Below are 19871 nucleotides of genomic sequence, written 5' to 3' on the forward strand. Positions count from 1 at the left end.
GAGTCGCAGAATTCTTCTATTTCTTGCTCTAAGGCTCCTTCTTTTACTTTTTGACTTCTATTTTGGTTTTATTGATTTTATGATGTCCTCAGCGACCCCAGTATATGTGACGCTGCACACCACCAAGAAAGTTCTTCCGTTCTTCTGGAAAATGTAGGACTTTAACCTAGTGGAATCATCGTAGTATGTGATACAGTGCACATCCCCGATTGTTTCCTCTAAAGGCCCCGATCCGGTGACATTAGCCTCAATATCCTCTAGGCTGGCATTAGCGTATGCGTTAACAGCTAAGATGCGGCCGATTGGCTCCTCTTTCTCCTGGATCATCACGTGCTCATGTTCATCAATGTCGCCTGGAGGATTATGGGCACGGACTTCCCAGCTTTCAGGGTATTTGAAGGTCATGTATTGGCCGTTGAAGGTCTTTGTTGCGGTCAACGCTTGGTAGCCCATCACTGCTACTGCTGCTACTAAGATGATCGCTATGATAGCGAGCACGCTTTTCCAAGACACAACCCTACACCTCCTTTATTTTTGTTTGGCCTTTTTTATCTTTCTTATGTGGATTTGAACGATTTCCTGTTCTTTTAGGTCTAATGCGTCTCGCACTGGCTTCGGAACCGTGATTCGGTAGTTTGTTTTGACCCTGGCTACAAATGAGAGTTTTTCTTCCATTTTTGGTTCTTCTCCTTTTCTCATTTCTTTGGTATGATGTGGTGTATGTTGGTCTTTACATTTATATTTTTGGTCTGGTCTGGTGTTTTTTGTTCGTTATAGATGGATTTAACGAAGAAAAGAACATCAAAGAAGAAAGGGAAAACAAAGCCTTAGAAGCCGGTGCAGGAAACGAGAAACTTATCTCGGGGGAGAGAAAAGCCCTGATGGTCTTGGATCGCAAAGCGGGGGCCTTTAGCCTGTTGCGATAATTACCAATATCACAAGAGATATACGTGAAAAATGCCTTTGTTTTATATTATATGGTGGTGTGATGGTGGTTTTATTATGTCGTGGAAAATTTTGGTCGCCATCTTAATATGTGTTTTGGTTATTCTGGCGGCATGGTACACCTTACCAAAGACTTTTGACGGCACATACATAAGCTTCCAATATCCACATGACTGGGACATTGTAAACCATTCAAATTCAGGGCCCTTGGGGGAGAGTGAAGTGGTGGTCATCGGCAGCAATGCAATGCCCCTTGATTGTGTAATAATCGACGTCTACACGAACAGAACCCTTCAAGAAATTGAAAACATACGTTCGCTTCTCAGTGTTCAGCTGCCAAGCGAGAATATTGATGGAGTGGAATGCGACGTATACAGCGGGGGAGGTTTCAGATCGTATGTGTTCCAGAAAAACGGAATGGTTTTTATGGTAACATTCTTGGAAGGAAGACCTAACGTTAAAGATATTGCCGAAGACATCATAAGATCGTTAAAAGTGAAAAAATAGACTGAAGGATCCTCCATTTTTTAATTCTTTTTTCTCGAGCCAGTCAGTAGACTGACCGGCTACTAGCATCCATAAAACCGCAGATAGGTCTCCTTTTTTCAGAAGAAGGTCGGAGAGGCAAAAATCATGGAGTGATGATTAAGATCCACTGACTTGCTGCTGAACCGGTGCTGACTTTTCACTAACATTTCGAAAAGCACTGAGAAACCGTCTTTTGCTCAAAAGAAGACTGGAGAGGTGAGAGCGTGGAAATCATGCATCGAAGTTACTAACACGACACTCACGTCCTACTCTCATTTTTATCTTCCTGGTAGCCAGGCGCTTTCTGATAACCATGATTAACACAAAAAAGAGGATAGGCATTTGCAGGAGCCAGCAAATGTTCTCACTTTCCTGCTAAAGCATTAGAGACCGTGTTTCCTGCAAGCCTTTACAAAAAGCCGCTTCCCGCAAGGCTCGTGGTGATTCTATCCCTTGTCCAGAGATTTTTGGAAAGTCTTGCAATATTTTACAATGATACAAACATTAGGTCAATGCAGGCTTATTAGAGGGCCTTCATTTGCTGGACACAGTTTCAAAGGTAAATAAGAGGGGGAGGATTAAAGATTTGGGATTAGAGGAGGTTTTTAGGGGGCATAGAATGAGATTTGTTTGCTGTAATAGGCGACTGATTCTATGGATTCTTCCTCGAAATCCCTTGTGAGTCTTCCTTTCTTTTTTATGATAAAGTCTATCACTTCGTGGGGTTGTAGAATTGTGTAGTATTCTGTTTTCACTGTTTTTGGTTTTTGGCCTACGAGAACGACAATAGCATGGACCCATGGTTTAGAGGGTCCGTAGGTGCTTATCTCTCCTGTTAAAAAGTCTCTTAAGTTTTTTTGCATTGGATTTGGCCTGTTTGCCAGGGCTTTTGTGTATCTTTATCAGTCTTTGTGTTAGTGGGCTGCCTTTTTTCATGTACCAACTGTCTCCTTCTATGAAATATTCTCCGGTATAATTCTTAGTTTCAACTACGAAGATCCCGTTTGGTCCAATTACCACATTATCAACATTCCCTTTGCTCCCAGGTAATTTCACATCACAAAAAACAAAATAACCTTGAGATAACCTTTCTAAGAATCCATTTACCACTTTTTTTCCTTTTAATCCCCCTCCTCCAACTATACCCCTCTTTCATACCATATAAAAATATCATGATCCCTGCAAAGACGCTAAGAATGGCCAATAAAAACCCGTTTATCAGCCAAAGCCTATTATACCCATAAACGCCCCTATTATCTCTATTAACCTATAATCATAAGCTTTGTTCAGTGTAAGTCCTTTGCAACCTTATAACCTTTCTCACAAGCTCTGATCCTTCCACATCCTCGAAATATTCAAGAAGACTCCCATAGTACCTGAGATTACCATCACACCTACAAAATTCAAATACTTCCTCGTCCTCAGATATGGGATAAAGAATGTCACAACTATCACATACTTGATAGGGCATCAGAACCACACCCTTACACATGCATTTTGATAAACTCACATTTAAACCATGAGTTTGTGAGTAGGTCATATGCTTATATTTCTGAAAATTTCCTTGGAATGGCTTCTTAATAATTCCTCTCACTATAACAACAAATTATTATAAGTTACTTTGTAGGCGCCTTGTCTTCTTCAACCTGTGGCTCATAATGCCAGAAATTTAGGTTAGTATTTTTAGGATTTGGTGTCCATAGTCCTTCCCCACTTTTAAGGCTTACGCCCTTTTTCAGATCCTTGCATTTTTTGTAAAAATAATTAATGATTTCACAGCGCAATTTATACTTTTTAGAGAGGTCATTATCTTCCAAAGGGACCAGCCTTTTCTGATGGGGATCTTTATATCGGTTGAGATTCTTAAAATTCTTTTTAGAAAAAACACTCATTCCTGTAAAAAAATCTGCCACTTGAATCAAAGGATTGTCCTTAGAATTCACTTCTTTGATGGTTTTTATATTCACCCTGCTTTTACCCAAATAACGTTTTAATTCATCACAATTAATGATTTCGTTTTCATCAAGAAAGAAGTTCCATTTTCCATGTGGCCAACGAAATGCAACGTCTTTAAAAAGTTTATAGTACATCATCTGCAAATTTTTGTTATCGTCGCGCTTCTGTATGTTATGACGGCTGTTTTCAGTGTCCCACCTTAAAACATCCACGCGAATTTGTTCTGGATCTAAATCTTCCAAAAAATAATTTATAATATTTTTATATGCTTCGAATTTAAAGTTGTTGATTTTGGCCCATTTCAATTCTTCTCCATCACAGAAATTAGCAATAATTTTGTTTATATTCTCTTCAAGTTCATTTGTCATATCGTATGGATGGCTTATCATCCCAATTGCTCTAAATCTCCCCACATTATGGCTGGATTCATCTGACCAACCGCAATATTCTAGATATTCCATCTTAACACCTATAATGGGCTATCCAACCTACAATAAGATATGAACCAAACTCTAAGATAAAATTTTTCCGATTCGATGGACAATTCTGATCTATAACAAAAAATAATGGATTTGAAAATGAGCCCACTGGAGGGAGCCCATTTTTCACATGAGAATAAAAGGTAGATGGGTAAAATATGAGCTCAATATCTAAATTTGTTGCAAAGGATAACCAAAAGCTTCCTGTTTTTCACAACGAGCTCGTAACCACCCGTAAGTAAAGTAATGTTGTTCACGACCTTGGCATTTTTTCTTTCTGAAAACTGTAAAGCACCAATTCCTGCAATAAGCACAAAAGAGGCCGTGAACGACTCGGCCCCCTATTACAAGTGCAGTTTCTTGTCAAAGCAGAAATTGTGTTTTCCAGTTCAAGGAAATTTGACCATCAATGGCCAGCTCTTTTGTATCATCTACTTGTCTTATGTAACATGTATATAAGTGTAATTGTTACATAAGAAAAAATCCAGTTTTTTGAATGGCCTCGCCTATGTATGCAGGCTTTCCCTGGAACATAATATAAACAATATTCCATCCTCACTCACCCTATGAATAGTCCGCGCCCCTCCGCTTACGCTCCGTGCGCGGGATTATTTGTTTTGGTGAAGTTCTCTTCATTTTGGGCCCAAAACTATATAATACTATTTTATGATAATATATTACTATAAAATTTGGAGGTGAAGGCTTTGAGAGTAAAAAATGCGCTGGTCACATTGTTATTGTTGTGTGTACTTGGCGCGGCCATTGGTGCGGACACAGTAACGGCACAAGAAAACGACGAGGATATAGAGTTAATAGACCTTGATGAAGGTCTTGAAGACGATGCAGATAATGTAGAAGACTTCGATGAAAGTTTCGAAGATGATGGGGAAGTAGAAAAAACAAGCCTTTGATCAATCTGGTGGGGACGTGGTTGCAGAGTCTGTGCCAATGCAACCTACCGGAGTTCCAATGACGTATGCAATAATTTCTGTTTTCATGACACTCAGCGGTCTAGTACTTGCCAAGTTTGATATTTGAAACTTTTATTTTACACATTCTATTTTTTAATTTTTTATCCGAAATATGGGAAATAATTCGTTGTCTTTTTCAGAATCTGAGCCGTTTTCGGGCCCGAAATCATATAATACTATTCTTGTAAAATATATTATCGTATGAAATCTTGGGAGGTGAAAAAATTATGAGATATATGCCCATACTATTGGGTTTTGTCCTGCTATTTGTCATGGCAGGATCGGCATCAGCAGCAGATGCCTACTTCTACGAAGTAAATGCGAACCAAACGACCGCAAAAATCGGTGACCATGTCCAAATAGAAATTACAGTAAATACCACGCCAAACAACGAAAGCTACAGCGTAGACAACATGACAGTACAAACATACATCACACCACGACTCAAAAAAGAACAAGCAACAGTAGACTACGGAACATACGAAAACGGAACATGGTATCTTGGAGACGACTATTATGGCATGGCAACACTAACATTGAACTGCCTCGTAAACGGGACAGGAACACTCACAGGACATTTCTACATCCGCGCAAACAATGACGAAAACTGGACAAACAACTACGCCAGGATAGACATTGACGTACCATTCACAGACCTGAAAAGCACAGCAAGAGTACCCGGCAGCCTATCGCCCGGCCAAACCTTCAACTACACGGTTACGGTCGTGAACATGGGAGTTGAAAATGCAACCAATACACAAATGCAAATAAACCTGCCAAGCAATGTAGAATACCAATCACACACAGCCACTAAGGGAACATTCAACCCACAAACCGGGATATGGACAATAGGAACACTAACATACAACAATGATGACAACGAAAGCGATGATGCACTTGGTGAAAACGCTACACTGGTACTCACATTAAAAGTTAAACCAGACTCTGCCGCGGGCACATACAACATCACAACCAATACAACCTGTGACCTATCATTACTCTCCATATTCCAGGCCAGCCCCACAACCGCACTCAGAATAACAGACACCAACAAAATACAACTAATCATATCCAACCCAACAGGTGTAAGACAACGCCACGTAATCTACATAACCATCATAGACGGGTCAAAGACAATAAAAAGAAGCTACAACTTCTACCTTGGAGCAGGTGGAACCCGAACAATAAGCCTCGGAAACCTACACCGCAACGCCACCATCAAAATCACACAATACACATACAATGCTGAACGCACCGCCAAGACAATACAATACACACAAAAACTGAAAAGCATAGCACATGAAAACAGCAAGACCACGACAGTCCAAAAGGTGAAGGGCCGGCAAAGACAAGCCATTAAAAGAATCACCAGGGCCACGATAAACAACCAATTCCAGATAGTCTATACATAGGCATTATAATCCCGCCCAGCCCACCCCCATAATGGATTGTCCGCGCCCTCCGGGCGCGGGAATTATTTTTTTAAAGTTGGTGGAGGTTGGATGATATTGTCAGGTGTTGAAAATTTTCAGAGGGTGACAAAGATTACGGAGATTAAAAATGAACTGAAAGAGTACGATTTCGAGATGAAATTGTTGAGGGATGCTGAATCATACATTGCGATCGCAGGTGATGGTGAAGCAGTATACATATTTTTACTACTGTTACCGTATAATGACAGGTTCAAGATAAAGAAAAGGCACATATGGAAGTTTAAGACACTCGCATATAAATTTAAGGCAAAGCCTTATCTTTTAACGTATCAGGTCATGACAACGGTATACCCACTACATGCACTAGAAGATGCAGGAGAATATTTTGTTTTGGATACAGAGAAGTCAAAGTGGTTAATGTTTTCGTTTGATACGATAGTTTCTGAACAGCTGCAACAAAGACTCACAGCCTAAACTTTCCTTATTCATTTTTTCCTGGTTTTTACAAGGGAAAAGAAAATTTCTGTTAATCTTCTACTCTTACAAATGATAATTCCGTCGTGTATGGTTTAATCAGTCTAGCTATGTTTATTATCGTGCTAATGTCTCTTATTCTTCCTTTTGTCTTTGTGATATATGTGGGCAGTTTAACTGGCCCCCAAGACTGTGTAATCAGGGGGTTGTTTGTGTATTGTTGCATTGTTGTTTATCATGACTATTATGGCTTCCATCCATATTCTCTTTCTGATCCCGTTTTCTCGCAGGAATTCTTTGAGTCTTAGGATATTATATTTGACTTGTCTGCCAGGATCCTTGTAAAGCTCAATTTCTTCATCTCCTTTAACCTTGTACCAGGTGCCTCCATCTATTATGTAATGGCCGCTGTAATTTTTTGTTTCAATAACGATCTTGTCTTCGCCGATTACGATATGGCTGATGTTTCCACGACAAGTAGGGAGCTTTACATCATTGAATATAACATATCCACGTAGAATACAATATGAAGTTTATAGAGTCCATCATCAGGCGTTATGAGCGAAAATACAAACACAAAAAAAGAGAATACAAGACAATACACAATCAACCTAAAAAAGACGAAGTCGAATCAAAAGCCTTCAAATGCGAAGAAGAAGTAATAATAACACCCAAAACCGAATTCCAAAAACTCATAGAAACCCATGAAAAATACCAAAAACTACTAGAAAAAAAAAACAATGAACTGACAATAGAATTAAACCAACTAAAAAACGAATACAAACACCTGAAAGAGGTCTACAAGAAAAGGGAAAAAGAAGTCAGCCACCTACAAAACGAAGTAGAAAGACTACAAAACAGGAGTATACTCGAGATCATCCTGGAAAAATTAACTAAAAGGAAAGCAATAGAAGGATCCACCAAAGAAGAATAAGTCACTTAAACGGTTCCGGCGTCAGATTGAGACCATCAATAATCTTCATGGCAGATTCAAGATACCCCGCAACCTTTAAAACTTCTTCTACTGGCCAGAATGTGAGGTCACGTCTAAACTCTTCCGGCAACCCCTCAGACTCCTCTTTTATTTTTTCTAACTGCACTTTATCAGATATTGCAACAACCTTTTGTACTGTTGGGCTTCTCTTGGCCTTCTGTAAGTTCATGAGGAGACTGTCAATGGACCCTGATTTGTGGACTTCAAAGATATAATTTACGATTCCGAGGTTTCCGATTTTGGCGCTCCATACTACGTCGACTCTTGCACCGGGTGCAATTGTGACTTCTGTTTCGGCATCAAAACCTAACATTGAGCCTATATCCCTTACTCGATCTCTTATTTCGTCATGACTAAATTCTACTTCTGATTCTGGCTCCCTACTTTGCTGGCCTAGTTTAAGAATGAAGTAATTTGTGAATAGTAGGCCCATTTTTTCTATTTCTGGTTCTTGGACGTTCAGTTCTTTTTGGATTGCTTTTAGTATTTCGTTGAAGGTTTTATATTCTTGTGGATTTAGTGTGGTTTTCCATTTGGTAATGTCTATGTTAAAGATACTGAGGGCCTTTTTTCTGGATTTTACGTTATTCCACGTGGCGCATTCATGTGGATGGAGATATGCTAACATTTCTGTTATTATGACGGGTCCTATGCCTTTGACCTTCATTTTCCGAATTTTTCCGTACCTTTCATGTGGTGGCATAGAAGTGTCCAAGAGAATCTTAAATGCCTTTCTAATCCTTTGGATTCCATTCTCTGCTATCATTTTTTGAGCACGATATTGAGGACTTCCTGGCATGTTCATTGTGAACGTATTTGATAATACTTCCACAAGATCAATCTCTGAAAAATCATCCACTTTCTTTGGAAGTTTCTCCCTAAAATAAGATATATGCGATAAAACAGATTCATTATATTGTTTGAACTCCTCACTTTCCTTATAGGTTGGATAGAGCTTCCCAAAACAATCTTTTATTCTCCTTTTTTGTTCCGCACTCAACTCAACTTTCATAAACGTGCAGCCCCCATTTAAACTCATATAGTATTTTATTGTTTATTTATAGATGTATGTTTATGACATCCCTCAGTTTTTATGGTGGGGTGGATGAAATCGGCGGCAACAAAATACTAATCAAAGACAAAGGTAGGCTATTTTTAGATTTTGGGATGAGTTTTTCTCAAGCCAAAAGGTTTCTCTCAGAGTTCTTGCAACCCCGAAAATGTAACGGAATCTTAGATTTTGTTGAATTAGGCCTCCTACCCTGGATAAAAGGTATTTATCGAGAAGATTATCTAAGACATTGTGGCATTAAAGATGAGGGGCCAAGCATTGATGGCATATTGTTAAGTCATTCGCATATGGACCATTCAGCATACATACACCATCTAAGAGAAGACATACCAATTTACATGACCAGGGAATCATATGTGATCATGAAGGCCATCGAAGAGACGAGCAAAACATCATTCACAGACCTAACAACCCTAAAGAAAACATTCCATTTCATCCCAAAGGCACGTGACAGCGGATACAAAAGATTAGAAGGAAGAAAAGCCCGGATAGAAAGAGAAATAAGAGTAATAGGATCTTATGAGGATTTTGAGGTTGGGGAAATTAAAGTGAAATTTGCACCTGTAGATCATTCGTTACCAGGAGCAGCAAGTCACATAATAGAGACAAGTGAAGAAGCTATAGTTTATACAGGCGATTTAAGGTTTCATGGTAGAAGAGAAAAGGAAAGTAAGAGGTTTGTTAAAGAGGCTAGAAGGGCCAGTCCCACGACCATGATCACAGAAGGCACAAGAATAGACAGCAACAAAAGCATAACAGAAAGAGACATAGAAGAAAAAGCCACAAAGATCATATCAAGCTTTAAAGGTTTCGTGGCAGTGGACTATCCTTTAAGAGACCTTGATAGACTACTAACATTTTATAACGTGGCGAAAAACACTGACAGGACACTTGTTGTGAATTTAAAGCAGGCTTACATACTAGAACAGCTAATAGGAGATTATCCAGGCTTGGATGAAGTTGCCATCTATATCCCAAGAAAAAACTGGGGGCTTATAGGAGAATCATGCGCATGTTTCAATGGAGAGTGGATCCCGGCATCAGAAATAGAAAAAATGAACCCATACTATATCAGAAGAGATTATGATAAGTGGGAGCGGGAATTCTTAGACCTCGAGAACACCATAACCTATAAGGATCTTCAAGAAGAACCAGGAGAATACATTTTCAGATGCGATTTCTTCGAACTCAAAGAACTAATTGACATTAAACCTGAAGAAGGAATCTATATAAGATCCATGACAGAACCGTTCGACGAAGAAATGATAATAGATTATGTGAAAGTGAAAAATTGGCTCAAGCACTTCAACCTAACATTGATAGAAGAGGGAATGCATGCATCAGGCCACGCATCAGGTCCAGAGATACTAGAGGCGATAAGGGAAATAGAACCAGAGAAAGTTTACCCTGTACACACAGAAAACAAAGAAAAATTCAAAACATTAGAAAAAGACAAAATAAAAATCATAAGCCCCAAAAAGGAAGGTGAAATAATTACATGAAAGCCATCCTATCATAAAGGGTTCCCTGTTTTTTGATTTTAGTCCTTTAGCGGATTAAAAGAACATTCAAATGATATTTCCAGAATTATTGACCTGATTTTTATGATATTCTCATCCCTTGAAAGTAAAGGATTTATTGAAATCAAGAAGTAAAAGTTTAAAGTATCATGTATATACCACCTATCAAAAAATGATAGTCCGAGACCCTTCAGGAGATGAAGGTGGGTTTTCGTAAAATTCAGAGAAAATGGTTCACCCACTTGAAACTGCCATTGGAGTGTGGAACCAATACCAAGAAATCACCGAAAACTATTCATAGAATATTTGATAAAGTATGGAAATCCTTAAAAGAAAAGTTCCATATCCCGCTAACGGAACGTTAAATACTCTAAACAGGGTGATTAAATGAGAATACTTTTAATCCACGCAGATTATCTGAAATATAAGACACGAGAAAAAACAAGGATAGCGGAGGACATACCTGAGAAGATGAGGAAAGGATCCTTTAAGGAATCACTTGTAGTTTTCACAGCCATAGAAAAGGAAGATGAAACCAATCCAACATCTGTAGTCGAAAATGCCGTTGATGAAATAAAGAGGATCTTTACCAAAGTAAATGCCAAAGAAATTGTCATATACCCTTATGCTCATCTCAGTTCATCCTTAAGTTCACCTGAAATGGCGAAAAAAATCTTGAAAAAAATGGAAACAGCGCTAAAAAATGAAGGCTTCAAAGTTTCAAGAGCCCCATTCGGCTGGTACAAAGCATTTGAAATATCATGTAAAGGCCACCCATTATCTGAACTTTCAAGGACAATAAGAGCGGAAGCTAAACCAGAAAAGGCCGTTGAAGAACTAGAATCAAAATGGTTCATTATCGATAAAGGAAAGCTTATAAACCCTCAAGATTTTGAATTTGAAAACAGAGACTTCAAATCCCTTGTAGACTATGAACTAGGCACCTTAGAAAGTAGAGGTGGGGAACCGCCACATGTTAAACTCATGAAGGAAAAGAAACTAGCCGATTACGAACCTTCAGCAGATGTGGGGCATCTTCGCTGGTACCCAAAAGGGCGTCTTATAAGGGATCTTTTAGCAGATTATGTTTACATACTCGTAACATCTCAAGGTGCCATGCCTGTCGAAACCCCAATAATGTATGATCTAGAAGATGAAGCAATAAGGGTCCATGCTGAAAAGTTCGGAGAAAGACAATACAGAATGAAAAACAAGAAAGAGTTAATGCTCAGATATGCTTGCTGTTTCGGGGCCTTCAGGATATTATCAGATTCCTTTTTAACATGGAAAAATCTTCCAGCACGAGTGTATGAGCTTTCAACTTACAGTTTCAGATTAGAGAAAAAAGGTGAAGTGGTGGGTCTTAAGCGGCTTAGGGGCTTTACCATGCCAGACCTCCACACGGTATGTAGAGACATGGGACAAGCACTCGAAGAATTTGAAAAGCAAGTTGAAATTTGTCTTAAGACTTCCAAGGATTTCAATGTCAACTATGAGGTGATATTCAGAGCGACAGAAGATTTCTACGAAGATTACAAGGATTGGATACATTCAATTGTGAATAAAGTTAACAAGCCCACCCTCTTGGAGCTTTTACCTGAAAGAAAACATTATTGGATAGCTAAAATGGACTTTGCAGCGATAGATTATCTTGGAAGGCCAATAGAAAATCCAACTGTGCAAATAGATGTTGAAAGTGGGAAAAGATTTGATATAACATTCCTTGAAGAGGACGGAACTGATAGAAATCCTATAATACTCCATTGCAGTCCCACTGGGAGCATAGAAAGGGTAATATGTAGTTTATTGGAAAAAGCAGCTATTGAAATGGGTGAAAAGCCTCCGATGTTCCCTGTATGGCTTTCACCAACCCAGGTTAGGATAATAGCAGTTGCAGAAAGGCATGTTGATTATTCACTGAAGATTGCTGAAAAGATAAAAAGTGAAGGTATCAGGGTCGATGTGGATGATAGGGCGGAGAGTGTTGGTAAAAAAATAAGGGATGCGGCCAAGGAATGGATACCATATATTATAGTTATAGGTGACAGAGAACTTGAAGGTGCTGAGTTTACAGTGAACATTAGAAAAACTGGTGCAAAGAAGATTATGAAATTGGGAGATTTTATTTCTATGGTGAAAAATGAAGTAAATGGGATGCCTTTCAGGCCACTTACATTACCTATGAGGATTTCTGAAAGAATCAATTTCTGACAGTGGCGAAGTTTGGAAAGTTTAGAATGGGGACCCCCCACTCGTTATAAGTTATAACTTGTAAGTTAGAGGGTATACTTTATAAATGATAATTTAGAACTTATTACTTGGAGGTTTTCCATGGGTGAAATAATATCCATTATAAACCAAAAAGGAGGTTGCGGTAAAACAACCACCGCAGTAAATCTATCAACTGCACTTTCAATCTTGGGCAAAAAAGTCCTAATAGTTGATATAGACCCCCAAGCAAATGCAACAACGGGTTTTGGAGTCAACAAAGCAGAATTAAATTCGACAATATATTCCATTATAAGTGGAGAAGCAAAAATAGAAGACACAATCCAGGAGACAATGATCCCCAACCTTTATATTATACCAAGCAATCTTGCTCTCAGCGGCGCGGAAGTGGAACTTACTAGCCAAATAGGATACCACACCATACTCAAAGAAGCTATAGATCCCATAAAAAGAGATTTTGACTACATATTCATCGACGCCCCACCATCCCTTGGAATACTAACATTAAATGCCCTCGTTGCAGGCGATAGCATCATAATACCAATACAAGCAGAATACTACGCACTTGAAGGGATGGCCGATCTCCTTAAAACCATGAAATTAGTTGAAAACCGCCTAAGGAGTCCATGTCCAATAAAAGGCATACTATTAACACTCTATGACGGAAGAACCAGACTTGGAAGAGAAGTCTACCAAGAAATTAAAAGCTTCTTCTCGCCACAAGAATACATTTTCAAAACAATAATACCCAGGAACATCCGCCTAGCAGAAGCTCCAAGTCATGGGAAACCATGCATAATCTATGACAAGGACTGTAAAGGTTCTAAAGCATACCTCAAATTAGCAGAAGAACTAATTGCAATGGAGGACGAAAAATGACAAGGCAAAATAAAAGTCTCGGAAAGGGTCTTGACGCGCTAATAAAAACAAAATCGACAACCATGCCACGAAAGGAAGTCACACCCACCACCCACCCTAAAGATAAAGTCAGAGAAGTTTTGGAGGATGTTAAAAAGAACCCTAGAATAACATTATGGTCTGCAAGATCGGCTGCAGTTTTAAGATACTTAAAGAAGACAAAACCAGAATTTAGCATAAGTAGGGAGGCATCTCTCCTGATCGAGGAAGCTGTTAAAAACAAATATCCTGAGATATGGGATCTATTCTCAGAACTTGAACAAGGAGATCATTGAAACTTATCTAAACTACTTTGATAACCATCAATGTACAAGAATTTTTCAGCACGTTTAACCCACGCACCAATCCCCTTAAGTTCATCTAGACTATTTATTCTGCTTTTCCTCCTTTTTGAGATTATCCTCTTTGCTGATATGGGGCCGATACCAGGTACTCGTATAAGTTCATCATAGGTAGCGGTGTTAATATCTAATGGAAAAATGTCACTTTTGAGCGCCGCCACATACTTCGGATCCATTTCCAAATCTAAAAACCCACCATCATTGAATTCAAATTCGCCTAGTTTAAAATTATAAGATTTCAATAATGCGTCGGCTTGATATAAACGTATTGAACGTCTGGGGTCTGGTTCTGGTTTATTCTCTAATGGAGTGCCCTCTAAGGCTTGGAAGCTGCTGAAATATGTTCTTTTAATATCTAATTTATCATAAAGCCATGATATCCTCTTCAGAATTTCTTGGTCGGTTTCTTCAACTGCGCCTATAATGAATTGGGTGCTTTGACCAGAAGGAGTAATATCAGGGTTCTTGTCATGGATTTTCTTTATCCATTTCATTCTCCTTATAATATCTATTTTATAATCCTTGGTTGATGAAAGGGCTGAAAGTCCATCTGCTGTTGCTGTTTCAAGGTTGATACTCACCCTATTTGACAATTCCATAGCCCTTTTAATCAACTCCCTTGAAGCTCCTGGCAAAATTTTAAGGTGTATATAACCATCATATCCTTTTTCATGGCGCAGGATCCTCACTACTTCGATAAGTTTCTCCATTGTATTATCAACATCATCTATCGTAGCTGAACTTAAAAACAAACCATCCACGTACCTTTTTTCATAATAATCCATGAAAATCTTGGATAATTCACTTGATTCTAGTTCAATACGTGTGAATTCCCGTTTACTACAATTTATACAATATTTACAATCGTTGAAGCATTTGTTACTAAGCAAAACCTTAAATAGAGGAACTTTACAACCTTTCATGCTACTATAATATATTCCTGGAACGTTCGCATTTCTTTGCCTTTTATCTGCACTATAATCACATAGGTCAAATTGTGCAGAATCACTTAAAATTTGCACTTTCTTTTTAAGGCTCATCATATAAAATTCTGTTCAAGCACCTTAATAGATTTTGTGAATAATCAAGAAATTATATATATGACCCTAAATTTTATATATGATGTTTTTTTGAAACTTCTATAAAATACTTAAGATGCCTTTTGGATTGGAGGCTATGGGACGACCTTTATCTTTACTTGCAAGACACCTTCCAAGAGGGGGGAATACGCAAAAGTAATAGTATCCAAGTTTATAATAACTCAAAAATCAGGAAAGAGAACTCTTAGAGTCTAGGCAATGGTGTGAATTTGCCAGTTGAGGAAGAGAGTCCTAAATGGGCGATCATTCACGAAGCCCTTGTCCAACAAGTTAGGGATACTCCACTTCTACTTCTTCACAGTTTTAGATAGTATGAACTTTTTTGTAGGGTGAATTTAAATAGGAGTTTTATTGGACTTTATATTATGAGAGTTGTGCTTGCAGGTAGTGGGAGTGCTGTTGGTAAAACCACAATTTCTACTGGTATAATGAGGGCGTTGTCTAGTGAAGGTGTTCAACCATTTAAGGTTGGCCCAGATTATATAGATCCATCTTATCATAGTATGGCTACGGGTAATCCTTCACGTAATCTTGATTCATTTTTCATGTCAGAGGGGCAGATCAGAGAAGCATTTATGAGGGGCATGAGGATCTCTAATGCACGAATGGCTATTATTGAAGGTGTTAGAGGTTTGTATGAGGGTATAAGTCCCATTGATGATGTTGGGAGCACTGCATCAATAGCAAAGGCTTTAAACGCCCCTGTAGTGTTGATAATTGATTCCAGGAGCTTGGTAAAAAGTGCAGCTGCAATAGTACTTGGTTTCAAGGCATTGGACCCCGCAGTTAAAATTGAAGGTGTGATCCTAAATCAAGTGAAAAATAGAAGACATTATCTTAAAGCTAAAAGAGCTATAGAAAAGCTTTCAGACACTATAGTAGTTGGTGGCATACCTAGAAGAGAAGATTTAAAAGTTGAACAGAGACATTTAGGATTGGTGCCCACAGTTGAACGTGAAAATCTAAAATTTTCAATAGAAAAGTGGGGAAACGTAGTAGAAGAATATATTGACTTGGATGAGCTCAAAACTATAATGAAAAATGCTGAAAAAATAAAGGGCGAAAGAGAACCCCTCTGGCAGGTGAAAAACAATAAAAAGGTTAAAATAGGCATAGCCTATGACGAAGCATTCAACTTCTACTACATAGAAAACTTAGAAGCCCTAAAAGATAATAAAGCCCATTTATATTATTTCAGTCCGATACATGATGAGGAGATCCCTGACGTCGACGGAATTTACATAGGCGGAGGCTACCCCGAAATCTTTGCAAAAGAACTTGAAAAAAATGCTTCAATGAGGGAGTCCATCAAAAAGTTCCATGAAGATGGAAAACCAATATTCGGCGAATGCGGGGGTCTATTATACCTTTCAAGATCCTTGGATGGACATGAAATGTGCGACATATTCCCTTACAAGTCCTCAATGACGCGTAAAGTTCAAGGTTTAAGTTATGTAATAGCAAAATCAGAAATAGACAATATAATATCTCCAAGAGCTGAGATATTTAGAGGACATGAATTCCATTATTCAAACATACAAGTTACGGGCAATCCACAGTTTGCATTTAAAATACAAAGAGGGAAGGGTATAAAAGAGGCGATGGATGGTCTCACGTCTAAAAAGACCCTCGCAAGTTATATTCACATACATGCAGCTTCATGTCCCACATTTGCAGCAACACTAACATCCAATGCACTAGACCAATAAGATGATATCCATGTCCGGGAATAGGGATATTTTCTCACCTTATATCATACTTGTTGCAATCATAGCATATCTTTTAATGGCATATGTGGCGTTCCATTATAAAATCAGAGGCTTAAATTTCCCATCACTAGTTTCCATAATCTACATTAGTATAGGTTCGCTAGTCTACATCTTAGGAGTTTTAACATCTTCAAATTTCAAATCGCCCTTATATTCGAGGGTTAAAATGGAGTTCAGCCCCCGTCATGAAACACTATTATTAATTCTCGCAATATTATCCATAATATTGACGACGTGGAACCTGTACAATGTTGGTGGCATACCATTATTTAGCGGATACCTTAAAGCCAAGGCCTTCACCAAAATCTGGTTCATATCTTATCTTTTATTTTTGTTTTCCATAAACCTCTTATTAGCTAGATTTAAAAGGAACTCTTATTATGGTCTCTTCATCATTGGATTAACTTTGTCCGCCCTAACAGGATATAGGACAACCACAGTGGTCTTATTGCTCAGTGTACTTATAAACCTTTATTATACAAGAAACATTTCCTTGGGACGGATTACCATCATCGGAATCTTCATAATTTCCTTGACCATTATTATAGGTTATATCGCGGTTAAGTCGATAGAATGGCAACATTGGAACTTAAATCCCATAGAATTATTTTTTTATCGTGCAGGGTATACATTAACAGTTTTTGATCGTTTAATCCAATTTGAAGGCGCTACACATGGCAAATTATTATATTCCACTCTAACGGGATTTTTCACATCTACTGATCCTAGGATTATCGTGGGGACAACAGTACTAGGTTATAAGCATTCAAGCACTTCAACAATTTTTGGACCCGCAACCCTAGACTTCGGTTTTTTTGCCATGATCATACAAATGTTTATCATAGGATTAATCCTTGGTTTACTCCATACAATCCAAAAGATCAAAAAGGGTTTCTTCACGGCTTTATACGCGATAATATTAGCTCACACTCTTGTATGGATCGAGACAGGCCCAACAGATCTTGTAGTGTGGATATTCTATCTTATAGGCGTGGCCGTGATAATAAGGGAGGCATGTCATGAAAGTGGCCATCGCAGCTGAATTAGCACCAGCAAAAACATTCATACCATTAATGGAAAGACTTAGCGCTAACTTCATCGCTTTATCACATGGAAAAGGTGTTAAAGAACTCCTAAAACCATATTGTAGAAAAATATATCCCATCGGGGAAAGTAGACGGTCTAATGGCAACAAGATCCTTATCGCGGCTAGAATATTATCGGATATTAAAAAAGCTGTTAAGGTCCTGAGGGAAAACAGACCCCAAATCCTTTTAACCTGCGGTAATGCAGGTGATGTGCGAAAGAGTATTTCAGCCGCCAGACTACTTGGAATACCAATATTGCATATTGAACAAGACATTTATAATCCTATTGAGATGATAGCATTCGCAGACCTCGTAACAGCACCCTCCAAGGAATACAAAGAATATCTTGAAGCCCATTACCAGCTAAAGGATGTGAAAAGCATAGGAGGCTATCCCCATGCCCTCTATGTGAAAAATCTGAAACTTGAACATCCGAAGGTTGTTAAAAAAAGGTACAATCTCCATGACTTCATACTTGTAGTGCTTGGAGGTGATTTGAAAACTCAGGATATCCCATTCCTACTCAGAACATTGGAAGCATTACAGGAGAATATCCTACTGGCGCCCTTCAGATTTGATAGGAAATTCATAGAAAAAAATATAACCTCTAGGAAGATCCATGTTTTAGGAGGCTTTGTTGATCTTCCAAGTTTGATGAAAGCTTCGAAGGCCATGATCTATGCTGCTGGCATGGGAGTCACAATAGAGGCAGGGGTTCTTGGGGTTCCTTCAATCAAAATCGCAGGATTTCATCGTCAACATGCAAGTATCGACCTCTGTGAAAAAATAGGCATACCCATAGCTAGAATAGAGGACATCGACACCCTTATATATGATTTAAAGCCTCCAGATTCAACTTATCTCCTTTCAACTTCGGAAGAGTCTGTTGAAAAACTGATCAACATACTGGAAAACTTCCAACCAAAAGGCCCTTGTGGCGGTTTTAAGAGTTTCAAAAAAATATGGGAAGCCCGATCAAAATTTAACTGAACTTATACAATCTGGATTTTACGGGGATTTTTTTGGCAAAAACCACAGGAAGACTTTTGATAAAATAATTTTACACTATTAAAGCTTAAAAAAGCAGAAAAAATATTCACAATCACCCCTTTCATCTTACTGGTATAAAAAGTTAACTATAAATCTTAGATGAAAAAATACTTAACAAATACCGGGATAATAGAATGTGGTGATATAAAATGGTTGCAAAGATCGGTGTACTAAAATGTGGAAACCTTGGGACATCCCCAGTGATTGACCTAGTACTTGATGAAAGAGCTGACAGACCAAACGTTGAGATCCGTGTAATGGGATCAGGGACTAAAATGAATCCTGATGATATCGAATTCGTAGTCCCTAAAATGCTCGAACTAGACAGAGACTTTGTTATATTCATAAGCCCAAACCCAGGGGCGCCAGGACCTGCAAGGGCAAGAGAACTACTCTCTGAAGCCGATGTACCCGCAATGATAGTGGGAGATGCCCCAGGCCTCCGTGTGAAAGATGAAATCGAAGAACAAGGACTAGGCTACATTATAGTCAAAGCAGATTCTATGATAGGTGCAAGAAGAGAATTCCTAGACCCAACTGAAATGGCAGCATTCAATGCAGACTTAATGAAAGTACTCGCATTAACAGGCGCATACAGGGTAGTCCATAACACGATCGACGCCATGATAGCTGATGTAGAAGCTGGAAAAGAAATTGAACTACCACAACTTGTAATTACAAGAGACGTTGCAGTCGAAGCCGCCGACTTCCAAAACCCATATGCAAAGGCAAAGGCCATGGCAGCATATGAAATCGCGTCAAAGGTCGCTGATATCGACGTTGAAGGATGCTTCATGGTACAAGATCCTGAAAAATACATACCAATAGTAGCATCTGCACACGAAATGATGTCAACAGCGGCAAGACTAGCAGAAGAAGCAAGAGAAATAGAAAAATCCAACGACACCGTGAGGAGAACACCACACGGAAAAGAAGGAGAAACACTATCCAAGAGGAAGCTGCTCGAGAAACCTTCATAAAATCCAATTTTTTTATTTTCCTCT

At 38.7% G+C, this 19871-nt stretch carries 23 protein-coding genes; 14 read left to right on the forward strand and 9 right to left on the reverse strand.

The features are described 5' to 3' along the window. Nucleotides 1-57: 57 nt before the first annotated feature. Together ACZ5XX_RS02455 and ACZ5XX_RS02460 are read right to left on the reverse strand one after the other, a co-directional pair. Entirely contained in the window at nucleotides 58-513 is a 456-nt protein-coding gene (locus tag ACZ5XX_RS02455) for a hypothetical protein (RefSeq protein ID WP_464585274.1), read from the reverse strand. Between the two features lie 15 nt (nucleotides 514-528). Further along, a complete protein-coding gene (locus tag ACZ5XX_RS02460) occupies nucleotides 529-699 on the reverse strand; it encodes a hypothetical protein (RefSeq protein WP_464585276.1) in 171 nt (56 codons plus the stop codon). 65 nt (nucleotides 700-764) lie between these two features. On the opposite strand from ACZ5XX_RS02460, the gene ACZ5XX_RS02465 reads away from it, so the two are divergent. Both ACZ5XX_RS02465 and ACZ5XX_RS02470 read left to right on the forward strand, forming a co-directional pair. Beyond that, nucleotides 765-926, forward strand: a complete 162-nt coding sequence (locus ACZ5XX_RS02465) for a hypothetical protein (RefSeq protein ID WP_464585278.1) — start codon at nucleotides 765-767, stop codon at nucleotides 924-926. A gap of 244 nt (nucleotides 927-1170) precedes the next feature. Continuing rightward, nucleotides 1171-1452, forward strand: coding sequence for a hypothetical protein (locus ACZ5XX_RS02470; RefSeq protein ID WP_464585280.1), 282 nt, complete (start codon nucleotides 1171-1173; stop codon nucleotides 1450-1452). Nucleotides 1453-2078: 626 nt separating this feature from the next. Here ACZ5XX_RS02470 and ACZ5XX_RS02475 read toward each other — a convergent pair. From ACZ5XX_RS02475 to ACZ5XX_RS02490, 4 genes are all read right to left on the reverse strand, one after another. After that, the gene (locus tag ACZ5XX_RS02475) at nucleotides 2079-2336 is read right to left on the reverse strand and encodes a hypothetical protein (RefSeq protein ID WP_464585282.1); all 258 of its coding nucleotides are present in this window, start codon (nucleotides 2334-2336) and stop codon (nucleotides 2079-2081) included. Further along, nucleotides 2278-2583, reverse strand: a complete 306-nt coding sequence (locus tag ACZ5XX_RS02480; protein WP_464585284.1) for a nuclease-related domain-containing protein — start codon at nucleotides 2581-2583, stop codon at nucleotides 2278-2280. The genes ACZ5XX_RS02475 and ACZ5XX_RS02480 overlap by 59 nt, the downstream gene beginning before the upstream one ends. A 163-nt stretch (nucleotides 2584-2746) precedes the next feature. Continuing rightward, nucleotides 2747-2944 carry a hypothetical protein gene (locus ACZ5XX_RS02485; RefSeq protein ID WP_464585285.1) on the reverse strand — a complete coding sequence of 66 codons (198 nt, stop codon included), beginning with the start codon at nucleotides 2942-2944 and terminating at the stop codon, nucleotides 2747-2749. Nucleotides 2945-3089: 145 nt separating this feature from the next. Continuing rightward, the gene (locus tag ACZ5XX_RS02490; RefSeq protein ID WP_464585287.1) at nucleotides 3090-3890 is read right to left on the reverse strand and encodes a DUF3800 domain-containing protein; all 801 of its coding nucleotides are present in this window, start codon (nucleotides 3888-3890) and stop codon (nucleotides 3090-3092) included. A 722-nt stretch (nucleotides 3891-4612) separates the two neighbouring features. Here ACZ5XX_RS02490 and ACZ5XX_RS02495 point away from each other — a divergent pair. The 3 genes from ACZ5XX_RS02495 (at nucleotide 4613) to ACZ5XX_RS02505 (ending at nucleotide 6786) form a co-directional block, all read left to right on the forward strand. Next, nucleotides 4613-4819 (forward strand): hypothetical protein, encoded by a 207-nt coding sequence (locus ACZ5XX_RS02495; protein ID WP_464585289.1) that lies wholly within the window; start codon nucleotides 4613-4615, stop codon nucleotides 4817-4819. 287 nt (nucleotides 4820-5106) lie between these two features. Further along, a complete protein-coding gene (locus tag ACZ5XX_RS02500) occupies nucleotides 5107-6291 on the forward strand; it encodes a hypothetical protein (protein ID WP_464585291.1) in 1185 nt (394 codons plus the stop codon). A gap of 96 nt (nucleotides 6292-6387) precedes the next feature. Further along, nucleotides 6388-6786 carry a hypothetical protein gene (locus ACZ5XX_RS02505; RefSeq protein ID WP_464585294.1) on the forward strand — a complete coding sequence of 133 codons (399 nt, stop codon included), beginning with the start codon at nucleotides 6388-6390 and terminating at the stop codon, nucleotides 6784-6786. A gap of 173 nt (nucleotides 6787-6959) precedes the next feature. Here the strand turns inward: ACZ5XX_RS02505 and ACZ5XX_RS02510 are convergent, their stop codons facing one another. Then, entirely contained in the window at nucleotides 6960-7307 is a 348-nt protein-coding gene (locus ACZ5XX_RS02510) for a nuclease-related domain-containing protein (protein WP_464586160.1), read from the reverse strand. A 5-nt stretch (nucleotides 7308-7312) separates the two neighbouring features. Between ACZ5XX_RS02510 and ACZ5XX_RS02515 the strand changes: the two genes are divergently transcribed. After that, a complete protein-coding gene (locus ACZ5XX_RS02515) occupies nucleotides 7313-7720 on the forward strand; it encodes a hypothetical protein (RefSeq protein WP_464585296.1) in 408 nt (135 codons plus the stop codon). A 1-nt stretch (nucleotide 7721) separates the two neighbouring features. Here the strand turns inward: ACZ5XX_RS02515 and ACZ5XX_RS02520 are convergent, their stop codons facing one another. Then, nucleotides 7722-8792 carry a hypothetical protein gene (locus ACZ5XX_RS02520; protein WP_464585298.1) on the reverse strand — a complete coding sequence of 357 codons (1071 nt, stop codon included), beginning with the start codon at nucleotides 8790-8792 and terminating at the stop codon, nucleotides 7722-7724. A 62-nt stretch (nucleotides 8793-8854) separates the two neighbouring features. Between ACZ5XX_RS02520 and ACZ5XX_RS02525 the strand changes: the two genes are divergently transcribed. The 4 genes from ACZ5XX_RS02525 (at nucleotide 8855) to ACZ5XX_RS02540 (ending at nucleotide 13794) form a co-directional block, all read left to right on the forward strand. Further along, the gene (locus ACZ5XX_RS02525; RefSeq protein ID WP_464585300.1) at nucleotides 8855-10354 is read left to right on the forward strand and encodes an MBL fold metallo-hydrolase; all 1500 of its coding nucleotides are present in this window, start codon (nucleotides 8855-8857) and stop codon (nucleotides 10352-10354) included. Nucleotides 10355-10759: 405 nt separating this feature from the next. Beyond that, nucleotides 10760-12583, forward strand: coding sequence for a threonine--tRNA ligase (locus ACZ5XX_RS02530; RefSeq protein WP_464585302.1), 1824 nt, complete (start codon nucleotides 10760-10762; stop codon nucleotides 12581-12583). 120 nt (nucleotides 12584-12703) lie between these two features. Further along, nucleotides 12704-13480, forward strand: coding sequence for a ParA family protein (locus tag ACZ5XX_RS02535; RefSeq protein WP_464585304.1), 777 nt, complete (start codon nucleotides 12704-12706; stop codon nucleotides 13478-13480). After that, entirely contained in the window at nucleotides 13477-13794 is a 318-nt protein-coding gene (locus ACZ5XX_RS02540) for a hypothetical protein (RefSeq protein ID WP_464585305.1), read from the forward strand. Before ACZ5XX_RS02535 ends, ACZ5XX_RS02540 begins: the two co-directional genes overlap by 4 nt. On the opposite strand, the gene ACZ5XX_RS02545 is transcribed toward ACZ5XX_RS02540, so the two are convergent. After that, complete coding sequence (locus tag ACZ5XX_RS02545) at nucleotides 13788-14900, reverse strand: radical SAM protein (RefSeq protein ID WP_464585307.1); 1113 nt, start codon at nucleotides 14898-14900, stop codon at nucleotides 13788-13790. The two genes, ACZ5XX_RS02540 and ACZ5XX_RS02545, sit on opposite strands and share 7 nt — an antisense overlap. Nucleotides 14901-15325: 425 nt before the next feature. On the opposite strand from ACZ5XX_RS02545, the gene cfbB reads away from it, so the two are divergent. From cfbB to ACZ5XX_RS02565, 4 genes are all read left to right on the forward strand, one after another. After that, nucleotides 15326-16669, forward strand: coding sequence for a Ni-sirohydrochlorin a,c-diamide synthase (cfbB, locus tag ACZ5XX_RS02550; RefSeq protein ID WP_464585310.1), 1344 nt, complete (start codon nucleotides 15326-15328; stop codon nucleotides 16667-16669). A gap of 10 nt (nucleotides 16670-16679) precedes the next feature. Further along, on the forward strand, nucleotides 16680-17771 hold the full coding sequence (locus ACZ5XX_RS02555; protein WP_464585312.1) for an oligosaccharide repeat unit polymerase family protein: 1092 nt from the start codon (nucleotides 16680-16682) through the stop codon (nucleotides 17769-17771). Further along, entirely contained in the window at nucleotides 17749-18807 is a 1059-nt protein-coding gene (locus ACZ5XX_RS02560) for a glycosyltransferase family protein (protein ID WP_464585315.1), read from the forward strand. The genes ACZ5XX_RS02555 and ACZ5XX_RS02560 overlap by 23 nt, the downstream gene beginning before the upstream one ends. Before the next feature lie 209 nt (nucleotides 18808-19016). Continuing rightward, nucleotides 19017-19847: a F420-dependent methylenetetrahydromethanopterin dehydrogenase gene (locus ACZ5XX_RS02565; protein ID WP_464585318.1), complete on the forward strand. Its 831-nt coding sequence runs from the start codon at nucleotides 19017-19019 to the stop codon at nucleotides 19845-19847. Nucleotides 19848-19871 lie beyond the last annotated feature (24 nt).

The organism is Methanothermobacter crinale, from assembly GCF_055397825.1.